The sequence below is a fragment of the Halorubrum gandharaense genome, from assembly GCF_054654575.1.
Map to the genome: position 1 here is coordinate 745,013 of NZ_BAAIET010000001.1, position 18,337 is coordinate 763,349.

The window sequence follows — 18,337 nt, forward strand, 5'->3', positions numbered from 1 at the left end:
CTCATAGAGAGGTTCGTTTGATTGACGTTTTGGTTGAGGGTCATCTATATCGACCTACGATTTTAAGCCGCTATCGTCGAATAGTTCGATGTGGTACGTAATTACAACGCATCTGAGATACCGTCGGTGTACAATCTCGACGAGGTGCCAGTCGCCAAGAAAGGAGTCGGATTCGAGCAGGTGGTTTTCCGCGGAATCGACCAGATGGTTGGGATGACCACCATCAGACCTGATAGGGAAGATAACCCTCCGCACACACATCCGTGGGAGCAGACAAACGTGGTAATGGATGGAGAGGTTGATTTCATTGTGGGAGATGAGCGCGTTTCGCTTTCCAGACACGACGCGCTGACGATTCCGCCGGAGGTACCACACACTTCACGTGCAGTGTCGGACGAACCGGCCACTCTGCTCGCATTTTGGCCGCTTCGGGAGGATCGCCTCGATTCAACTGACTACCAGACGGAGTTCAATGACTACCGACGGTGACTTCGATAATCTTGGCGGAAGTCCGCGCTCGACATCGGGTCAAGCCGAAACATCGGACGGGCGACTTCGATTCGTCTCGCGGGGTCGGGCGCGGATGTCACGCTCACTGCTAGGGGAGAGGAGGGTTGTGGCGAGTCATCGTGATGAGTCCGAGAGACAGAGAGAAGGCCGAAATCAAGCTTGGCGACACCGGTGACCCAGACAACATCAACGAATTGGTCGAGACGGTACGCGATCGACTTCGATCGACCGGCGTGCTCGTCACCCACACGACGTCTCGTCCCTCGAAGCCGTTTCTCGGAACCGAGCCCGATGTCATTTTCTGAGGAGTACTCTTCACGGCGCAGGCCGTCGTTTCTGATATGTGCGAGCGAAGCACACGATTGTGAATCAGATCGGCACGATGATGTACTTCGGCAAACACGGGCAATCACACTCCTACGGTTCGAAGTCGGTCTTGAGGACCACATTTGATAGCTGTCGGTGGGTACGTATTAACGGTGTTTCTCTCGGGATCATTGATATCAACCGCACTTGAGCCGGAGAGTGAGAGCGGAGCCAGCAGGAGGTAATCCGATCGATTTCCCTTAGACGGCTCGGCGTGGTGAAAGGGATCCGGATGCGTGTTTATTTTTCGTGCCGGATGTGTCGTTGTTCGTTACTGGACAGGTGCTCCACGTCAACAGGGTAACTATCCGACACCGACGCTGGTGCCGGGAGAGTAGACGATGTTGTGGATTTTATAACAGTCGGTCACTCCAGCCCCCATCAACTGGGAGAACTGACCCTGTAATGTAGGATGCAGCGGGCGAGGAGACGAACGCAACAGCCTTCCCAAACTCTTCTGTCGTTCCCATTTCGGGGACCGGAAGTTCCTCAACACGGAGCTCACGGACTCTTTCTTCCGTTAATCCCTCTCTTTCGGCACGTGCAGTAATCTTCGATTCAATGCGGTCTGAGAGCACACCACGCGGCGCGACACAATTTGAACGGACTTCATTTTCTCCTTCTTCGTTGGCTAGCGTCTTCGACAGAGCGTAGATTCCAGGCCGGAACACGTTCCCAACCGTACCGTGGAGATTGGGTTCTGCTGCCGATGCAGCTACGAGGTGAGTAATCGCGCCGCCACCATCTCTCAGCGCCGGTAGTGCTGCTTTACACTGGACCACGGTGCTACGGAGCACATTATTATACCCCTCATCGAACGCCGAAAGAGAGGTATCTTCGAAGGCTGCATTGTTTGGCCCGCCGTGATTGGTAACGAGAACGTCAAGACCGCCGAAAGCTTCGACAGCTTCCTTGACGCCTTCTTCAATATCTGCTTGGTTCTCCAGATCCATCTTCACGGTCAGCACTGCATCCTCGGTGCAACTGGTTTTGTTCAGTATTGATTGGCGGGCGTTCTCAAGATTTTCAGCACTTCGAGAAGCAATCGTTACGTTTGCCCCCTCCGCTGCGAATTGTGTGGCTGCGCCTAGGCCGAGTCCCTTACTCGCCGCGGATACAAATACTGACTGACCGCTGAGTCCAAGCTCCATGTAACATTAATTATGTGGATGGATCATAATGGTTCTGGTCGCGGCACGCAGGACCAGTTTATGAGACGGCCAAGCGGCACGGCACCATTGATTGTGTCTGATACAAAGACTGCTATCGGCATGCCTCCTCGACTCGGAGTTGTAGGTCAGAAACAAACGCGTCAAAATCAGGATTATCGTTCTCTCGAACCCAACGGTGAGTCACGATCCCTTCATCATCAATGACAAACACGCTTCGTTCGGCAGACGTGATCGACCCGTACATATTGTTGTACACGACATCGTATGCGTGGATCAGTTCGTGATTCCAGTCAGAGAGCATCGGAATATCAAATCCTGCTTCTTGGATCCAAACATTCTGTGCGAACGGAAGATCAACGCTTACTCCGTATACTGAGGCACCATATGCTTCGAACTCATCTAGTTCGCGACCAAGTGTGGTCATTTCTTCGGTACAGCCACCTGTAAATGCACCAGGAACGAACGCAAGAACCACGGGTCCGTTGCCGATCGTGTCTGAAAGAGTAAATTCGGAGACATCGTCATATCCGTCGCCACCGGCCAGGGGTACCGTGAAATCAGGTGCCATCTCTCCTTCAGAGAGCATGAAAGTTACTTGCTCGTCACCGACGTAATACTATCGACAACAGGACCTTTCCAAACTTGGTTATCTGGCACTATAAGTAGTTCAATAAATGCCTGTGAATGAGTAATCCCCCACGGCGCGTGGCTGTGAACCACGTTAGTGCGCCGCTGGGCCAGGGGTAAGGGGAGCGCCGGGAATTTCGTGTACCGTAAGCGCTGATGGTTGGCTGTTAGATGGTGACGTGGCCCACCTTGACATGTAACCACTACAAAGTTAAAGTTTCACGTACATGCAAATCATTCTTGTGAATGTAGATATACTAACCCAGCGGTACGGTACCTCGGGAACCTTCTCCTCTCAAGACGGGGAGGATATCAATAGTTGGATGACCTTGCTGAGCGTCACAAAGTTAGAATGGAGATGCGTGACGTATCCCGCTCTGTCACTAACTGACAGCAACGAACCTCTCGGGCGGTCTGTCACCGTCAAGGACCGTGAACGTGCAGTCGACAAGTGTCTCAATAATTGCTGAACGCGCGCGGACAGAGGATGCTGCAATGTGTGGCGTTGTAACGACATTCTCGAAGTCATGGAGGGGTGAATTAGATGGTAGGGGCTCGGTCTCGAATACATCGAGACCTGCACCCGCGATCTTCTCTTTCCGGATCGCGTCGACCAACGCATCCGTGTCAACGATAGGTCCACGTGCTGTATTGACGAGCACTGCATTATCGTCCATCATTGCTAGCGCCTCGGCGTCAATCATCCCTCTTGTTTCGGCGGTGTGTTCGGCAGTGACGATGACCGATTCGGGCGTTGAGAGGGTTGTTTCGAGATCGGTTAATGTTGCTCCTGTGATCTCAGTGTCGATCTCGTGGATGTACGGGTCGTACGCGTAGACATCCACGTTGAACCCATCGAGAAGGCCGGCAAGTCGAGTTCCGACATTGCCAAACCCGATGATTCCTACTGATGTGCCCGCAACAGGCGTTGCATTTGGTACTTCGTCTCGCCACTTTCCGTTATGGAGCGCCTGTTGACCAATGGATACGTTTCGCTTAACGCTCAAGAGCAGCGTTAGTGCATGTTCAGCGACCGAAAGTGCGTTCAATCCAGGCGTGTATACAACTGTCACTCCGTTCTCGGCTGCAGCATCAAGATCTATCGTGTCAATTCCCGTGCCAACCTTCGCAACTAACCGAAGCGAATCGACCGACTCGATTACATTACGAGAGACAGGAGCTCGAGAGGTAGTAAAGAGAATTTCCTTACCCTTGAGTCTGTGAATTAGCGCGTCTTCGGTCGGCTCAAAGCCCACGTCGAGTGAAATCTGGCCATCAACGCTTTGTTCTAACACGCCGCGAGGTTTGACATCTTGGTCGACGAGGGCAGTCGGTACTTGTTCTTCACTCATTTCTTGGCTGGCCGAACATGAGTCACGACAGGACAGTTCGACTCCAGCAAGACGTCCTGTGTTACGCTCCCAAACAGTGCCTTTCCGACTGCCGACCGACGGCGTCCCCCGACACAGATATAGCTCGCATTGTGGGAATCTGCGTACTTGATGATTTCGTCCGCAGCGCTGCCGACAAGACCAACCGCTTCGAAGTCATCCGTCGTTCGGCTCGCGACGTCTGCAGCTTTCTTTCTTGCGAACGATCGGATATCGTCGACTGGTACAGTTTTCCCCGTCTCTCGCAAGCTATCCTGTTCGAGGTCCCGGAATTCTGATTGGCTCACTACATGCACGACGTGAAGATCCTCGTCGAACGCTTCCGCGTGTTTTGCACCTTGGACGACCGCAGGACTTTCGCCCTCGATTCGTTCTACACCAGCGATGATGGTCATAGTGACCGCATCTGCGTACCGAACGCTATTATAAGTGCTGCTACTTCTGAGTGAACTTGATATTCTCTCATACCATGTTGATGGTTCTCAATTGTCCGGATATTGCTGCTTGCTCCGTCGATATTTTATACTGACCCAGTGTGAACGGAGATATGATTGGCTCTCGGAGCTCCCCGTCCATTTTTAGCCGCATTCCTACCCCAAACCCACGAGGTGTCGGACTATTGGTCTCACTAGCTGTTTTAATCGTTGCCGTGTTCTCTCCTACAGCTAGTGGTCTAGAACGTGACATGCAGTTGGTTCTCGGGGTGTTCGGAGCCACGCTCGTTTTGTGGCTAACGGAGGCGATTCCATATGTCGTTTCCAGCACGCTTGCAGTCGTGTTGCTGTACGCGCTCGATCTTGTCGATAGTTTTGGAGCTGCTGTACAGGGTTTTGCGGAGACACTTGTGTTCTTTTTATTGTTGTTGTTGTTGCTCGGAGGAGCTATCAGTAAGGTGGGGCTTGGTAAAGTGGTTGCTGGTCGAATGCTTTCGACGCAGAGCACTCCGCGAAGTACTATTCGCTCTCTCGGAGCTCATATGGTCGCACTCGCATTGTTGATGCCGTCTGCAGTTGCACGTGCGGTGACATTTATACCAGTAGTTAACCGGATGACTGATGCTTATGGACTCGACCGAGATAGTCCATTCCGCCGGGCTTCGTTCATCGTTCTCGGTCACATCAATCCGATCGGCTCGATGATGTTGATGACTGGAGGGGGAATGGCGATTATCACCGCACAACTGATCGATGACACGGTTCGGCCGATCACGTGGGTCCAATGGGCGGTTTATATGATTCCACCAATGCTGCTCCTGTTTGCGCTATCGACTGTCAGCGTGATGTACCTCTACCGGCTCGACGGCGACCGTACAATCGACGCCTCAAGGCTCGACGATTCGATGACAGCTGCCGTCGAGAGTGAAAACGGAACGCTCAATCGAAATCAGTCGATCGTTGGTGCGGTGATGCTCGGTGCGGTTGTCGCGTGGATCGTCGGCTCATTTCTGGGCATCCCGACTATTGTTCCCGCTGCTGTCGCCGTCGCTATCCTTGCAGTGCCAGGAGTCGACATCGTTGACCGAGAATTGATCAGTGAGGTGAGTTGGGGGATTCTCTTCCTCATCGGTGCAATGTTCTCAATCTTGGAGGTTATGGAGGCTACGGGAACGCTGGATCTGCTTATCGGCGTGCTCATTAACACGATTCCATTTGAGGCGATGGCCCCGTGGCTCATTGTCAGCACGTTACTAGCAATCGCAGTGTCTATTCGCCTGTGGTTTTCAACGGCGTCAGCAGCGATCGTTATTACCTTGCCAATTATCATGGAATTCGGAGTGGTGCTCGGAATCGATGGAATGTTCCTAGCACTATCCGTGCTCATTATCGTCGGTTCAACGACGTTCTTTCCGTTTAATACCACTTCTGTGCTACTCTCGTATGACCGAGGACCACTCACTCTTCGTGAGGTGCTCGGATTCGGATTGGTGACTATGGTCCACGGTGCAGTCGTCATTGCATTCTCGTGGTTATTCTACTGGCCACTCGTCGTGTGACGCTAAAATTTCTAGGTGCATTGGCGATGACCTACGATGAATATTGGACATATAAATAAAAATATAGTAATATAGAATAAGATTTTTATATCCCTTATGAAAACATATATTCCTTGAGTATATTGTTAACGATCATAACCTATAATACGGTTGAATAACATCTTCAGGTGGGATGAGACCCGATAACACCAAGCAGAGTCTGGATAGGCGAAAGTTCCTCAAATACACGGGTGCAGCTTCTGCAGTCGGTATGACCGGATTCGCTGGTTGTACCGACGAGGATGACCCCGATTCGAATGGAGGTGGCAGCGGTAACGGCGGCGATGCAGGAGGGGAAGACGAATTCCCTACGGATGACATTCGTTACATCATTCCCTTCGGCGAGGGAGGTGGTACGGATACATACGCTCGAGAGATGGTCCCGTTGATGGACGATAGGATGGACGTCAACATCGCAATCGAGAATATCTCGGGGGCTGCGTCGCTACGGGGTACTGGAGAAGCATTCCACTCGGATCCCGATGGCCACACAATGTGTGCATTCAATCCGCCGTCTACGCCAGTGTCTGAGATGGTCAACCCGCAGGACTTCGATCTCACCGATATGGAGGGTGTCTGTACGTATGCACGGACACCGTTTGTCATCGTTGCGAATTCAGAACACGAAATCGAGGGATACGATGACCTCATGGATCGATATGAGGACGGTGACCTCGAAGTGTTCAGTGGAAAGGAACGTGGTGGCGTCGACCACGTGATGGCGCTGTTAATGCAGGAGCTCCACGGCTTCCAGTGGGACCGCTATGTGGGGTACGATGGTACTGGTCCGGCGGTCCAGGCAACAATCTCGGGAGAAGTTCCGGCCTGCATCTCGACCGACACCGGGGCGGAGGCCGGCGTTGAGTCCGGGGATTTGGATATTGTCACCAGCTTGGTAAGTGACGAAGGAGGTGGAACGGACGTGTTCCCGGAACTTGAGGACATCACTGAGCTCGGTTACGAGAGTATTGACTTCATCTCGAACCTTACTCGTGGTATTTACGCACCACCAGGTACGCCTGCCGAAAGAACCGAAGAGATTGCGGATGTCGTTGAAGAAGTTCTTGCGACCGATCACATGCAAGAGTGGTCGGATGACACCGGGAATGTCGTTGAGTTTGGCGACGGCGAATTCGCCGCAAATGCGGTGCAGGACGCCTACGATATCATCCCGGAAAACGTCGACCTCGAGGAAGTTCGCGAAGCCGCGAACTAAACACCGAAGTCGGCACTTTTATTAATAACATCATAATCAATACACATATTATGGACGTACAGAGAGTGTATCTCAGAATCATTGACCGGGTTAACCTGGAGCATATCGTCCTTCTGACGATGCTCATAACGTCGGCGTACATGATCTGGGATTCGTATTCCTTCGGGATTGATTCAGCGGCGACGTTTCCACGGCTCACGGGAGGAGTTGTGTTGTTCACAACCGTGCTACTGATCTTCCGGTCGTATCTTCCCGAACCACTCCACTCGATCGTTTCGGATTCGGCAGATCTCATCGATGTTGACGACGAATTCACTGGCGAGGATTCCGAAGACTCCAGCGAATCCGACGATTCACAGGTATCGGTTGTCGACCGACCGATACACGATTCACTCATGGTTGGTAGCCTGATTGCTGGCTACGGCGTATTGTCCTACACGATTGGGATCTTGTGGGCCAGCCCGATTTTCGTGCTAGTATACGGGATCTGGTTTAAGATCTCTTGGAGAACAATCCTGCTATTAGCTGGTCTATCACTCCTTATCGGATTTGGGTTCTATGAGGCGTTGGGACTCCGAATTGATAGAGGCGAAATATTCCTCACGGAGGGAGTATTATGAGCGCAATTCAAGCAGTCACTGAGGCGGCAGTGACACTGTTTTCGTGGCCAACAATTGGTTGGGTAGTCGTCGGAATCCTCCTCGGAGTAATTGCCGGCGCCCTCCCTGGTGTGGGGAGCTCAATGGGTATGGCCATTGTATTACCCCTAACTCTTCCACTGGGATCGATTAACGCCATCGTCCTTCTCGTGAGCATGTACAGTGGGGCGATGTACGGTGGGTCGATCGCTGCGATCTTGGTGAATGTTCCAGGTACCGGCGGCGCGGCAGCTACTACCCTTGACGGTTATCCGATGACAAAGAAAGGGGAGGCTGTAAAAGCCCTCGCAATGTCTGCGACTGCGTCAGCTACCGCCGGATTCTTCACCGTGCTGACGCTGCTGCTGTTCTCGCCGATCCTGATCGAGGTCGTGTTGCTGTTCGGATCACCGGAATTCTTCCTCATGGCGGCGTTCGGCATTGCGATGATCACCGTTGTCGTTCAGGGTTCGATAGTGAAAGGGATCGCTGCCGGCGCGTTTGGGCTACTGCTCACTACAATTGGCATTGCCCCGAATGCACCGGAACTTCGTTACACGTTCGGGTCACTTGCGGTGTATGATGGTCTGGATTTCATTGCGGCATTGATCGGAATGTTCGCGATCGCAGAGATGCTCAAACTCGCCGCGAAGGAGGGGGGAATCGCGGACAAGGCCCTCGATCTATCGGGTAGCGTGACCGAGGGTGTCTGGGAGACATTCCGTCACCCAGTGACGGTTATCAAGTCCGGATACATGGGAATGCTCATTGGCGCTATCCCTGGTGCGGGTGCGACAGTCGCCAACTTCTTCGCGTACGGAGAAGCAATGCGGGCGAGCGACGACCCAAGTGGATTCGGTAAAGGTGACCCAGAAGGCGTTATCGCGGCAGAGTCGTCGAATAATGGAACAATCGGTGGATCGCTCATCCCGACTATCTCCTTCGGAATTCCGGGGAGCGGATCGACAGCTGTACTACTTGGCGGTCTGCTCATGCATGGTCTTCGTCCCGGACCAGAGCTATTTGGTGCGGAGTTGGCGACGACGTACACGTTCCTCCTTGCGTTGATGGTTGGGAATGTGTTTATTATCCTTGCAGGGGTGTTTCTCGTCACCCGAATGGGCCGAATCACACAGGTCGACACTCACGTTATTATTCCGTTGATCGTCGTGCTATCCGTAGTTGGCGGCTACTCACTACGTACCAACTGGGTCGACGTAGTCACCGTCATCGCACTTGGTGTGCTAGGATACATGATGGTGAAACACGACTATTCTATTATCGCATTCGTACTTGGCGTCGTGCTTGGGCCAATTGCCGAGGAGAATCTTATGCGCTCGCTGCAATTATCGGATGGATCGTTCCTGATTTTTGTCACCCGTCCGATTTCGCTTCTAATCGTCCTACTGATCATCGCGGTGCTGGTCGGGCCGTACCTCAAACCGTGGCTGGCCGAACGGCGGAGTGGCTCCTAGAAGCCGACAGCCATCATTGCAGTTGGGGAAATTTTTCAAGCAGAAGATAACGAAGTGATGTAGAGCACCTGTTAGACGACTTCGGCTCAGTTGAAATCCTATTCTTCAGATACACTCTCACCTAAAACGGTTGGTCAATGAGAGCTGCGTATTGAGTGGCGAGAGTTTCACCAGACTCGATAGGCGTTCCGATGGACGTGTGAGAAACACTGCGCGTGTCGGTCAGGAGAAGGTGACCTCACTTGGGGAGTCAGGTTGGGAACCACAGTAGCCAGATTGATTGGGCAGCTGGCGGCTACGGCTCGAACGATGCTCCGACTTCGTCAGCAATCGATTGGAGATCTGACTTCCGGAAGGTGGAGTCGTCGGCCGCCTCCAGCGACTCTGCGATGCCGACGTGCGCCCGGATGAGTTGGCGCATTTTCGATGCTGACGGTCGCCCCGCCCCGTCGACCTCGGCTCCGAGTGTCTCACAAATCGCTTGTAGCTCCTCCTTCGTGAACGACGCCTTGACTTCCCGCTCAAAGCGCCCTGTCGCCACTCGAATCGCGTTTCGAAGTTCCTGGACGGTAGGATTCATCGTTCTCCACTCTCCTCTTATCACCCTCAAAGTTCCTACTCGTTGCGGTGAGACGTTTCCAGAGATTCGGACTTACGACTCTTGTCTATTCCTGAACACAGCCTCTGTGTCTCGCAAGACGTTGCTAACAGAAGTCGGTGAAATGTAGACCGCATCTGATCTGTGGGTCCCGTGTGTACTGACCGCAGGGGGCCAAACATGTTATACTCTAAGGATTTCAACAGAGCCACCACTTCGGGATCCCAATGGCCTCTTTTTCGAACTTCGCCCTTCTATCCTATGTGCCAAGACACGATAAATATAGAAAGTCGTCCGCGTAACGTTAGAAGAACGTAAACTCGCCGTCCTTGACGACGATTTCACCGTCGAGCTCGAGCGTCGGCTCTGCCATCATCGCGTCGAAGTGAACTGGTGCACGGGTGGTTCCCCCGAGATTACTGCTGGTTCCGATACCGAAATGGACGTTGCCGTAGCGCCCGTGGTCATTTGAGAACCATCCGTTGAATTCTGGGCATTCTGGATTCATTCCAACTGCGAGTTGGGCGATGTTGTACACGGCGGGATCGTCGTGTTCGGCCCAGACGCGTTCGATCGTCTTTGCCTCCTTCCCTCCCTCAACCGAGGTGACTGCACCGTCCTCAATCTCCATCCGGACTGGTTCCTCCAACACACCAATGTCGAGGTTGGGGATGGCACCGTCAAAAACAACGGTTCCGTCGGTGCCGCCCTCGACGGGGGCGATGTTCGCTTCAATATGAACGAGCGCCGTGAATTCGCCGGGTTCGTCCGCGATACCTGGGTGAGCGTTGCCGTCTCGCCCTTCCAAGTCGACGGTGACATCGGTTCCCTGTGGAGAGGTGACACGTGCTTCACTCGCTTCGGTGAATTTACGGGCCATCTCCACACAGTGCGGACGCATTCCCTCGTAGTCCGCGTAGAGTCCACCTTTGACGAGCTGTTCGTCAGTGAACTTCACCATGCTGATCACGCGGGCACCGTTCTCCTTCGCCTCTGCAGTCGCGCTGGAGTGAGTGATCGATCGGTGAACTGGCGTGATGATGACATCTGCTTCCATCATGGCGGCTGCGACGGTGTCTTCGGGCTCGTTACCGTCGTATTCGCGTGGATCCATCATCGCCATTGTTACGTTCGCGTCGCGTTCGTTAGCTGCGGCGGCAACGCGCTCAGCGACATCGGAAACCTCCCAGTCAGTGACGATGAGTACGTCCTCGCCAGGTTGGACAGCTGCACAGGTATCAACCACGATGCTCGCGCCTTTCATCTCCTGAATGGAGTCCATGGGGGCACATGGGATACCGGCTACAAATACGTTCCTGAAACAGTCTTCTACGATCGTTTAGAATTGGTTGCCGGTGCGAGGTTGTAGCTGGCGTGTTCGTGGTTCAGTAACTGGCTGGTACTGACGTGAATACCCTCACCTTGACCAGATGAGAATAATTCGTGTGAATCACACCTACCGGTGTATTTATGTCATTCCCAACGATCGATTGAATTGATCATGTTAGATGTCGAAATGGCAGCGGCAGCACGTGGTATCGTTGAGGACTGTCTCAACGTGCAACCCGGAGAAGAGGTCCTCGTTATTGCGGATGCAAAGAAAGAACGGGTTGCCCGCAGCATTGCGCGGGCGGCGTCCGCCGCCGGTGCGGAGGCAATTATCACAACGATGCCGCTTTTAGAGAGCCACGGCAACGAGCCACCAGAGACAGTCGCAGAGGCGATGGCGTCTGCAGATGTCGCATTCACTTGCACGACACACGCAATCACGCACACGCGGTCTCGGTTGGCAGCCGCAGAGGCAGGCACGCGGTTCGGTATCCTTCGGAGCGTTACCGAGGAGATGATGGTTGAAGGTGGAATGAGTGTCAATTTCGAGGAACTTCGACGGCGAACGGAGGCAGTCCGAGATGTTCTAGACGCAGCCTCCGAGGCACACGTCACCAGTAACGAGGGAACAGACATCACGTTCAGCCTCGAAGGCTGCTCTGCCTTCTCGCTTGACGGATACTACCACGAGAACTACGGATTCGCGACGCTACCACCTGGAGAATCCCCGACCCATCCTGCAGAGGGCACTGCGAACGGTGAGATTGTGATCGATGTTTCGATGGATAATATCGGACAGGTTGATGCGCCGATCACTCTCGTGTTAGAAGATGGTTTTGTCACTGAGGTTCGTGGAGGGGAGTCAGCCGATGAACTTCGCCGGATCATTGAAGAGAACGACGAGAATGCGGGCAACCTAGCAGAATTCGCCATTGGAACCAATCCGAAGGCGAAACTCATCGGGAATCTTGCAGAGGATAAAAAACGCGCTGGAACCGTTCACTTTGCGGTTGGAGACAACGAATCACTCGGAGGTACTCTCAAAAGCGATATTCACCTCGACGGAGTCGTCCGAACTCCAACGGTTAAACTCGACGGCGAGCTGGTTGTCAAGGATGGCACACTCGTCGACGAAATATTTGAGTAGTGGCTTGCCACCGGCACTTTCACAATCGATCCAGTGCCGAGCGCACCCAGCACCACTCATCAACAATCAGGTTGTTCGATCGGCCGATACGGCCACGAGACTTCCATTGGCGGATCTCCGCCTTTCGGGATCGACTCCCAGTTCTCGTTCGGCAACAACCCGAATCATGATTTTTGGATGTCTGCTCTGCACTGTTTTGTCGGTTTAACGGACCGAGTTAAGGATCGTGTTCAGCAAGCGCGGCGCAGCGGCAAGACATATCGCGCCGGTGGTAGCGCAGTGGAGACGCCCGGTTGATTCTATCTGAGTGAAAAGGTCAATATCATCGACTGCAATCCGATCCCTGCCAAATATCTCATATCTCCGTGGTGACGGGACGACCGCAATGTATGATATCGTCTGGAGCTGCCTGCTTGCGGCGTGGTTGACACCGGATCGGACTTGTTCGTCGAAACGGGTCCCCACCTGCTCCGAGGGATCAGAACCCATCGTCAACCGGAACTTCAACGGCGAGCCGGACGGCATCTTCGCTCTGGATGGCCACTGGGAGAGCAATTGCCTCTCCCTGCATTTTTGAGAGAGAAGAGCTACTTCTGTACATTTTCCCGTGCACTCTCGATCATGAGAAGCTCTTAACCCGGTGTGAGACGGCGAGGTTGGCAACTGGCGACTGCGCAAGAGAATCCCCCTCGTTTCGCTGCGCTCTACGACCCGTTTAACACTAAAACGTCGTCGAGAGCGAGATTGGTAGGAGTGTGTGCTGATTAGATTTTTATTTGAGCAGGGCCGAGCGCGTCGTACTTGTCTTTCTCCAGTGTGACATCAACCGCCTTGCCTATGGAGTTGAGCCCATCAAACTCGTGAGTGACGTACTTTTCGATGGGTACCGTGCCGTCCGCAACCAATTCACCAGCCAGATTACCAGTATCCGTTCCTGGACGAATATTAGCAACCCCCTTTCGTGGATTTTCCCAGCGAATCCCCTTTGAGCGCGCGGCCCGCGGCGTCATTGAGACATCTCCTGAGACGTGACCGACTTGCAGTATCGTGCCACCACGACGAACTGCACGGAAGGACTGAGCTATTGGGTCATCGCCTGTAGTCACATGTGATTGATTACCACCGACAGCGGGAAACGCAATATCCACCCCTAATTTGTCTGTTTCTTCACGGACTTTTGAGACTGGATCGACTTTGGTTGAGTCGATCGGTGTGACGCCGGACTGCTCAGCGAGCGCTAGCGGACGTTCCCGCACGTCGGCAGCGTACACTGTATCTGCTCCAAACCGTTTCGCGAGCAGTGCACACTGAAATCCCATGACACCGGCGCCGACCACGAGTACGTCGTCACCTGGTTCGATCTCCGCGTCGGCAACACAGAGCACGGAACTGGCGAGTGGCTGGAGCGCCGCACCCTGAACGTCGGAGACACCATCAGGCAATCGCCGCAATGGTTCGGCCGGTAGAGCCACGTACTCAGCAAGTGCACCTGGCCGATCGTATCCGATTCCCTCGGTATTTGAGCAGTAATTGTGATATCCAGAGCGGCAGTACGCACAGTCACCACAGTGGATCTTTCCTGGTGCGTACACGCGGTCTCCGACTGAGAATTCACCATCATCTACTTCATTCCCTTTCTCGACGACTGTTCCCACGAACTCGTGTCCAAACAAGCGAGCGCCGGGATCCTCATCCCGCATGCGGCGGACTGCGGCGTCGTAATGAGCTACTTCTTCGCCCCGATAGAGAAGACACTCGGTAACACTGAGTTGTACCCGAGACACCTCAACGACAACCTCATCCGGATTTGGATCCGGACGGGGGGCATCAATTACGTCGAACGACTCAAATTCGTCAATGACCACTGCATCCATACATCGCCTATCAACGTCGCTATGGATATAACCTCGGACAAGAGTTATTCCATGTTATTTCAGCAGAAAATCTGCCGCGTGACGAAACGCCTATGTTGATGGTCACTCACATGATTGTTGAGGATGCAAATCGTTACTGATCAGGATGTCGTTGTGGTAGGCTGTGGAATTGCCGGATTGAGCGCAGCCAATCGTGCAGTTGAGCACGGACTCGATGTCACCGTATTGGAGAAATCCCCAAAAGAGAAACGAGGGGGACACACTCGACACAGCGAATCGTTCCGTGTTGCCTCTTCCGAGTCAGATCTGGAATCGTACGGGTATGAGTACAATATTGACGACTACACGCCCGACGACTTTTACACCGACATCATGAAGCAGACAAACGGCAAGGCTGACGACAACCTTGCCCGAACAATCGTCGAGGAGATCGGTCCAACGATCGACTGGCTCACCGAAAGGGGAGTTACGTGGGACATGGAGCCTCTCAACGTAGGGTACACTGTTGCACGAACGTTTTTCGATGGAGAGGAGCTTGTCGCAGACTTGATCGAAGCAGCCGAAGAGGAAGGAGCAACCTTCGAGTACCGGACAGAGGCTCGTGAGATCCTCTTTGAAGACGGAGAAGTTTCCGGCTTAAAAGCTCGGAACGACGACGGGGATATTGAGTACCGGGCAGACGCGGTGATCGTTGCTGCCGGTGGATACGAATCCAGCGAGGAGAAGCGAACTCGATATTACGGCTCTGACTACGACGCGATGCCAGTACGTGGGAGCCGGTACAACACCGGTGAGGGGATCGAAATGGTTCTCAATGCCGGCGGTCGCGCGACTGGACAGTGGGGTGGTGCACACATGGCACTCATCGATAGTGAGGCACCACCGTATGAGGGTGGTGCAAACCGTGTTGACGGGTACCAGTACGGTGTGTTGATCAACAATAATGGCGAACGCTTCTTCGACGAGGGTGAGGATGCACGGGCACACACCTATGCCAAGCTTGGTCGGATTATCTTCGAGGAACCCGACCACGAGGCGTTTATTGTCATCGATGATCCACTCAAAGAGCACATGCGTGCGACGGGCCCGGGCGATTGGGTCACTGCCGACTCGCTCGTGGAGCTGCTCGAAAAGCTGGGATGTGATGAACCGGAGGAGGGGGTAGCAACAATCAAGGAATTCAACAGTGCTACCGATCCTGGGGAATTCGACCCTGACGAACTCGATGGGAATGCCACTGAGGGGCTCAAGTTGGAGAAATCGAACTGGGCACTCCCAATTGATGAACCACCTTATCACGGCTACCGCGTGACTGGTGGCATTACTTTCGGATTTGGAGGTGCCGCCACGGATGACCGCGCCCGCGCGCTTGACTCTATTGGTCGCTGGATTTCAGGCCTGTATGTCGCTGGGAACACGACTGGTGGCCTTTTCTTCGACAATTATCCGGGGGGAACCGGATTAGCAAACGGGGCCGTATTCGGGCGAATTGCCGCCGAAGAGGCGGCAAAATACGTCGGGAAAGAACCTGTTGACGCACTCACTGCTGACGGAGGTGATGGAGAATGATCGGTGACCAGGAGACCATTGACTGTGCGCTCGTTCGAGGGGGAACGAGCAAGGGTGTGTTTATTCCACGCTCAAAATTACCGGATGAGGGGAAAGATGATGCCATCCTTTCGCTTTTTGGTAGTCCAGACGATCGACAGATTGACGGGCTCGGTGGCGCCACCTCGACCACCTCAAAGCTAATGATAGTTTCACCGAGTGACCGTGAAGGAATTGATATCGATTATACGTTCGGACAAGTGGCTGTCAACGAGGCAGTTATTGACTATGGAGGTAATTGCGGTAATCTCACCTGCGCAATCGGCTCGTTCGCAGTCGATGAAGGTATGGTATCGGTCAGCCCGGACGCGATGGAGACAACGATCGAACTGTACAACACGAACACTGATTCAAAAATATCCCAGACAGTACCGCTTGTTGATGGACGGGCGGCGAGTGTCGGCGACTTTAAGATCCACGGTGTGCCCGGAACTGGCGCTCGGATCGACACGACATTCCACGACCCAGCGGGGGCGATGACGGATGCATTGTTTCCTCTAGGCGGACCAACGATCGATCTTGAGGTCGACGGTGAGCCGGAGCCGCTTGAGATGACAGTGCTTGACGTGACTACTCCCATCGCCTTTGTCCGTGCGACAGATCTCGGTCTCACAGCAACTGAAGGCCGAGCAGAAATCGACTCGAATGATGAGTTGCTGGAGCGTCTAGAACGGATTCGCGGCACAGTTGCGGTCGAACTCGGGTTTGTCGACGACCCAAATGAGGCATCAACAGAAACACCGGGATACCCGAAACTCGTGTTTGTAGCGCCGCCAACCGACTATACCACGCCAGAGGGAGGTGACGTTGCAGCTGAAGACATCGATCTTGCTGCTCGGTATATGAGCATGGGGAAACTTCATCCGGTATACGCAGTAACTGGAGTTTCCTGTACTGCTGCTGCTGCGCAAATCTCCGGTACAATTCCTAATGAAGTTTCTGATGATCCGGGGGACACGGTAACCCTCGGCCATCCAAAAGGAACGATGGCCGCCACCGCCGAAGTGAATCGAGATGCGCAGGCGGTTGATGCCGTTACTGTCTACCGAACTCAGCGCCGATTGATGGAGGGTACGGGCTTTTACCGTCCGAACTAGTCTATCCCGTAATGCGGGAGAATTAAGGTAGTCGGCTGCCTCCTGTCGCCCATGAAAGATACGACAGGTCACGAACGAGTCAAGGCAGTCGACACAACTTTTGACGTCATTCAGTATCTTCACGACGCAGAATCGGCAACACTCAAAGAAATTTCTGAATCGGTTGGTATCGGTACGAGTACGGCACACCGGCACCTTACGACCCTCCATGACCGGGGTTACGTCATCGTGAAAGACAATGAGTACGCCCTGAGTCTGAAGTTTCTCACTCACGGTGGTCGACGCCGCCAGGCGTTGCCTGCTGATGAGCTCATACATCGGAAGGTACGCCAATTAAGCGAAAAGACTGCAGAGCGAGCCCAATTCATTACTGAAGAGCATGGTGAGCGAGTATACGTGTATACACACGCCGGAAATGATGCAGTAAAAACGGATGCAGCTATCGGTAAGCGAGGTCCGCTACACGTTAGTGCTGCCGGAAAGGCGATATTGTCAAATATTTCTATGGAGCGACGCGAACAGACTCTTGACCGCGTGTTTGAGAAGGGTGATCCCGAACGTGAGGAGCTGGAGTCGGAATTAGCGAAGATCCGAGAACAAGGATATGCGTTCAACGATGAGGAGTCGACATCAGGACTTCGTGCAGTCGGCGTCCCGATCCGATGTGGGGAAGGAACAGTACTAGGGGCTATCAGCGTGTCCGGTCCCGCAAATCGCCTAACTGGCGAATATTTCCGAGAGGAGATCCCGTCTCTTCTCCTTGGAACGGTCAACGAAATTGAGTTGAATATTGAGTATTTATAACGCGAGAAATGATCTGAACCCACATCCCGGATCACGGGATGAGTTATATTGATGATCTGAGACCCCGCAAAGATATTACTGAAAATAACAATGTCTGAGAGGATATAATATAGTTCACTCACAAGTCTCCGAAGGTGAACTTCAACTAGCCAATTGACAGTGATTTTCAACTAGAACATCCCATAATGCGGGATGAAGATCGTCATAACTGAAATCAAATTAAGTATTATCTAAATTGACGATTACATATCTAGGGACGTAATACAAATCTAGTACTAGCTGATGCACATGTATGAACCCGTAGAATAGACCCGAGGGCGCGAGCGACGTTTAATATAGCGATATAAGATTTATTACATCGCCATACTAGGATTGACCTCCTGAGAACGCCACCAATAAGAAATTCATCCCCCAATCTCCAGAAATTAACAAACATCGATTACTCGTTCTTAG

17 protein-coding genes are annotated in these 18,337 nt (G+C 53.2%); 10 read left to right on the forward strand and 7 right to left on the reverse strand.

Annotation, left to right across the window (positions count from 1 at the left end; genetic code table 11):
- Nucleotides 1-90 precede the first annotated feature (90 nt).
- Both ACYQ07_RS03505 and ACYQ07_RS03510 read left to right on the forward strand, forming a co-directional pair.
- Nucleotides 91-489, forward strand: coding sequence for a cupin domain-containing protein (locus ACYQ07_RS03505; protein WP_459877423.1), 399 nt, complete (start codon nucleotides 91-93; stop codon nucleotides 487-489).
- Nucleotides 490-632: 143 nt separating this feature from the next.
- On the forward strand, nucleotides 633-815 hold the full coding sequence (locus ACYQ07_RS03510) for a Rossmann-fold NAD(P)-binding domain-containing protein (protein ID WP_459877425.1): 183 nt from the start codon (nucleotides 633-635) through the stop codon (nucleotides 813-815).
- 414 nt (nucleotides 816-1,229) lie between these two features.
- Here ACYQ07_RS03510 and ACYQ07_RS03515 read toward each other — a convergent pair whose 3' ends face one another.
- From ACYQ07_RS03515 to ACYQ07_RS03530, 4 genes are all read right to left on the reverse strand, one after another.
- Nucleotides 1,230-2,027: an SDR family oxidoreductase gene (locus tag ACYQ07_RS03515; protein WP_459877428.1), complete on the reverse strand. Its 798-nt coding sequence runs from the start codon at nucleotides 2,025-2,027 to the stop codon at nucleotides 1,230-1,232.
- A gap of 112 nt (nucleotides 2,028-2,139) precedes the next feature.
- Nucleotides 2,140-2,634: a redoxin domain-containing protein gene (locus tag ACYQ07_RS03520; RefSeq protein WP_459877431.1), complete on the reverse strand. Its 495-nt coding sequence runs from the start codon at nucleotides 2,632-2,634 to the stop codon at nucleotides 2,140-2,142.
- Nucleotides 2,635-3,058: 424 nt separating this feature from the next.
- Nucleotides 3,059-4,027 carry an NAD(P)-dependent oxidoreductase gene (locus ACYQ07_RS03525; RefSeq protein WP_459877434.1) on the reverse strand — a complete coding sequence of 323 codons (969 nt, stop codon included), beginning with the start codon at nucleotides 4,025-4,027 and terminating at the stop codon, nucleotides 3,059-3,061.
- The gene (locus ACYQ07_RS03530; protein WP_459877437.1) at nucleotides 4,024-4,461 is read right to left on the reverse strand and encodes a universal stress protein; all 438 of its coding nucleotides are present in this window, start codon (nucleotides 4,459-4,461) and stop codon (nucleotides 4,024-4,026) included. The genes ACYQ07_RS03525 and ACYQ07_RS03530 overlap by 4 nt, the downstream gene beginning before the upstream one ends.
- Nucleotides 4,462-4,613: 152 nt before the next feature.
- Between ACYQ07_RS03530 and ACYQ07_RS03535 the strand changes: the two genes are divergently transcribed.
- The 4 genes from ACYQ07_RS03535 (at nucleotide 4,614) to ACYQ07_RS03550 (ending at nucleotide 9,427) form a co-directional block, all read left to right on the forward strand.
- Nucleotides 4,614-6,059: an SLC13 family permease gene (locus ACYQ07_RS03535; protein ID WP_459877440.1), complete on the forward strand. Its 1,446-nt coding sequence runs from the start codon at nucleotides 4,614-4,616 to the stop codon at nucleotides 6,057-6,059.
- Nucleotides 6,060-6,231: 172 nt separating this feature from the next.
- Nucleotides 6,232-7,314 (forward strand): Bug family tripartite tricarboxylate transporter substrate binding protein, encoded by a 1,083-nt coding sequence (locus ACYQ07_RS03540; protein ID WP_459877443.1) that lies wholly within the window; start codon nucleotides 6,232-6,234, stop codon nucleotides 7,312-7,314.
- 50 nt (nucleotides 7,315-7,364) lie between these two features.
- Nucleotides 7,365-7,934, forward strand: coding sequence for a tripartite tricarboxylate transporter TctB family protein (locus tag ACYQ07_RS03545; RefSeq protein ID WP_459877446.1), 570 nt, complete (start codon nucleotides 7,365-7,367; stop codon nucleotides 7,932-7,934).
- Nucleotides 7,931-9,427 (forward strand): tripartite tricarboxylate transporter permease, encoded by a 1,497-nt coding sequence (locus ACYQ07_RS03550; protein ID WP_459877449.1) that lies wholly within the window; start codon nucleotides 7,931-7,933, stop codon nucleotides 9,425-9,427. Before ACYQ07_RS03545 ends, ACYQ07_RS03550 begins: the two co-directional genes overlap by 4 nt.
- Nucleotides 9,428-9,722: 295 nt before the next feature.
- Here the strand turns inward: ACYQ07_RS03550 and ACYQ07_RS03555 are convergent, their stop codons facing one another.
- Together ACYQ07_RS03555 and ACYQ07_RS03560 are read right to left on the reverse strand one after the other, a co-directional pair.
- Nucleotides 9,723-9,848, reverse strand: a complete 126-nt coding sequence (locus ACYQ07_RS03555) for a hypothetical protein (protein WP_459877451.1) — start codon at nucleotides 9,846-9,848, stop codon at nucleotides 9,723-9,725.
- 481 nt (nucleotides 9,849-10,329) lie between these two features.
- The gene (locus ACYQ07_RS03560; protein WP_459877454.1) at nucleotides 10,330-11,307 is read right to left on the reverse strand and encodes an aminopeptidase; all 978 of its coding nucleotides are present in this window, start codon (nucleotides 11,305-11,307) and stop codon (nucleotides 10,330-10,332) included.
- A 219-nt stretch (nucleotides 11,308-11,526) separates the two neighbouring features.
- Between ACYQ07_RS03560 and ACYQ07_RS03565 the strand changes: the two genes are divergently transcribed.
- Complete coding sequence (locus tag ACYQ07_RS03565; RefSeq protein WP_459877457.1) at nucleotides 11,527-12,501, forward strand: aminopeptidase; 975 nt, start codon at nucleotides 11,527-11,529, stop codon at nucleotides 12,499-12,501.
- A gap of 764 nt (nucleotides 12,502-13,265) precedes the next feature.
- Here ACYQ07_RS03565 and ACYQ07_RS03570 read toward each other — a convergent pair.
- Nucleotides 13,266-14,375 (reverse strand): zinc-dependent alcohol dehydrogenase, encoded by a 1,110-nt coding sequence (locus tag ACYQ07_RS03570; protein WP_459877459.1) that lies wholly within the window; start codon nucleotides 14,373-14,375, stop codon nucleotides 13,266-13,268.
- Between the two features lie 123 nt (nucleotides 14,376-14,498).
- On the opposite strand from ACYQ07_RS03570, the gene tcuA reads away from it, so the two are divergent.
- Genes tcuA through ACYQ07_RS03585 form a run of 3 tightly spaced genes read left to right on the forward strand, consistent with a single transcriptional unit; the run spans nucleotide 14,499 to nucleotide 17,884 of the window.
- Nucleotides 14,499-15,944, forward strand: coding sequence for an FAD-dependent tricarballylate dehydrogenase TcuA (gene tcuA, locus ACYQ07_RS03575; protein WP_459877462.1), 1,446 nt, complete (start codon nucleotides 14,499-14,501; stop codon nucleotides 15,942-15,944).
- Nucleotides 15,941-17,080 carry a 2-methylaconitate cis-trans isomerase PrpF family protein gene (locus ACYQ07_RS03580; RefSeq protein ID WP_459877465.1) on the forward strand — a complete coding sequence of 380 codons (1,140 nt, stop codon included), beginning with the start codon at nucleotides 15,941-15,943 and terminating at the stop codon, nucleotides 17,078-17,080. Before tcuA ends, ACYQ07_RS03580 begins: the two co-directional genes overlap by 4 nt.
- A gap of 51 nt (nucleotides 17,081-17,131) precedes the next feature.
- Nucleotides 17,132-17,884, forward strand: coding sequence for an IclR family transcriptional regulator (locus ACYQ07_RS03585; RefSeq protein ID WP_459877468.1), 753 nt, complete (start codon nucleotides 17,132-17,134; stop codon nucleotides 17,882-17,884).
- Nucleotides 17,885-18,337 lie beyond the last annotated feature (453 nt).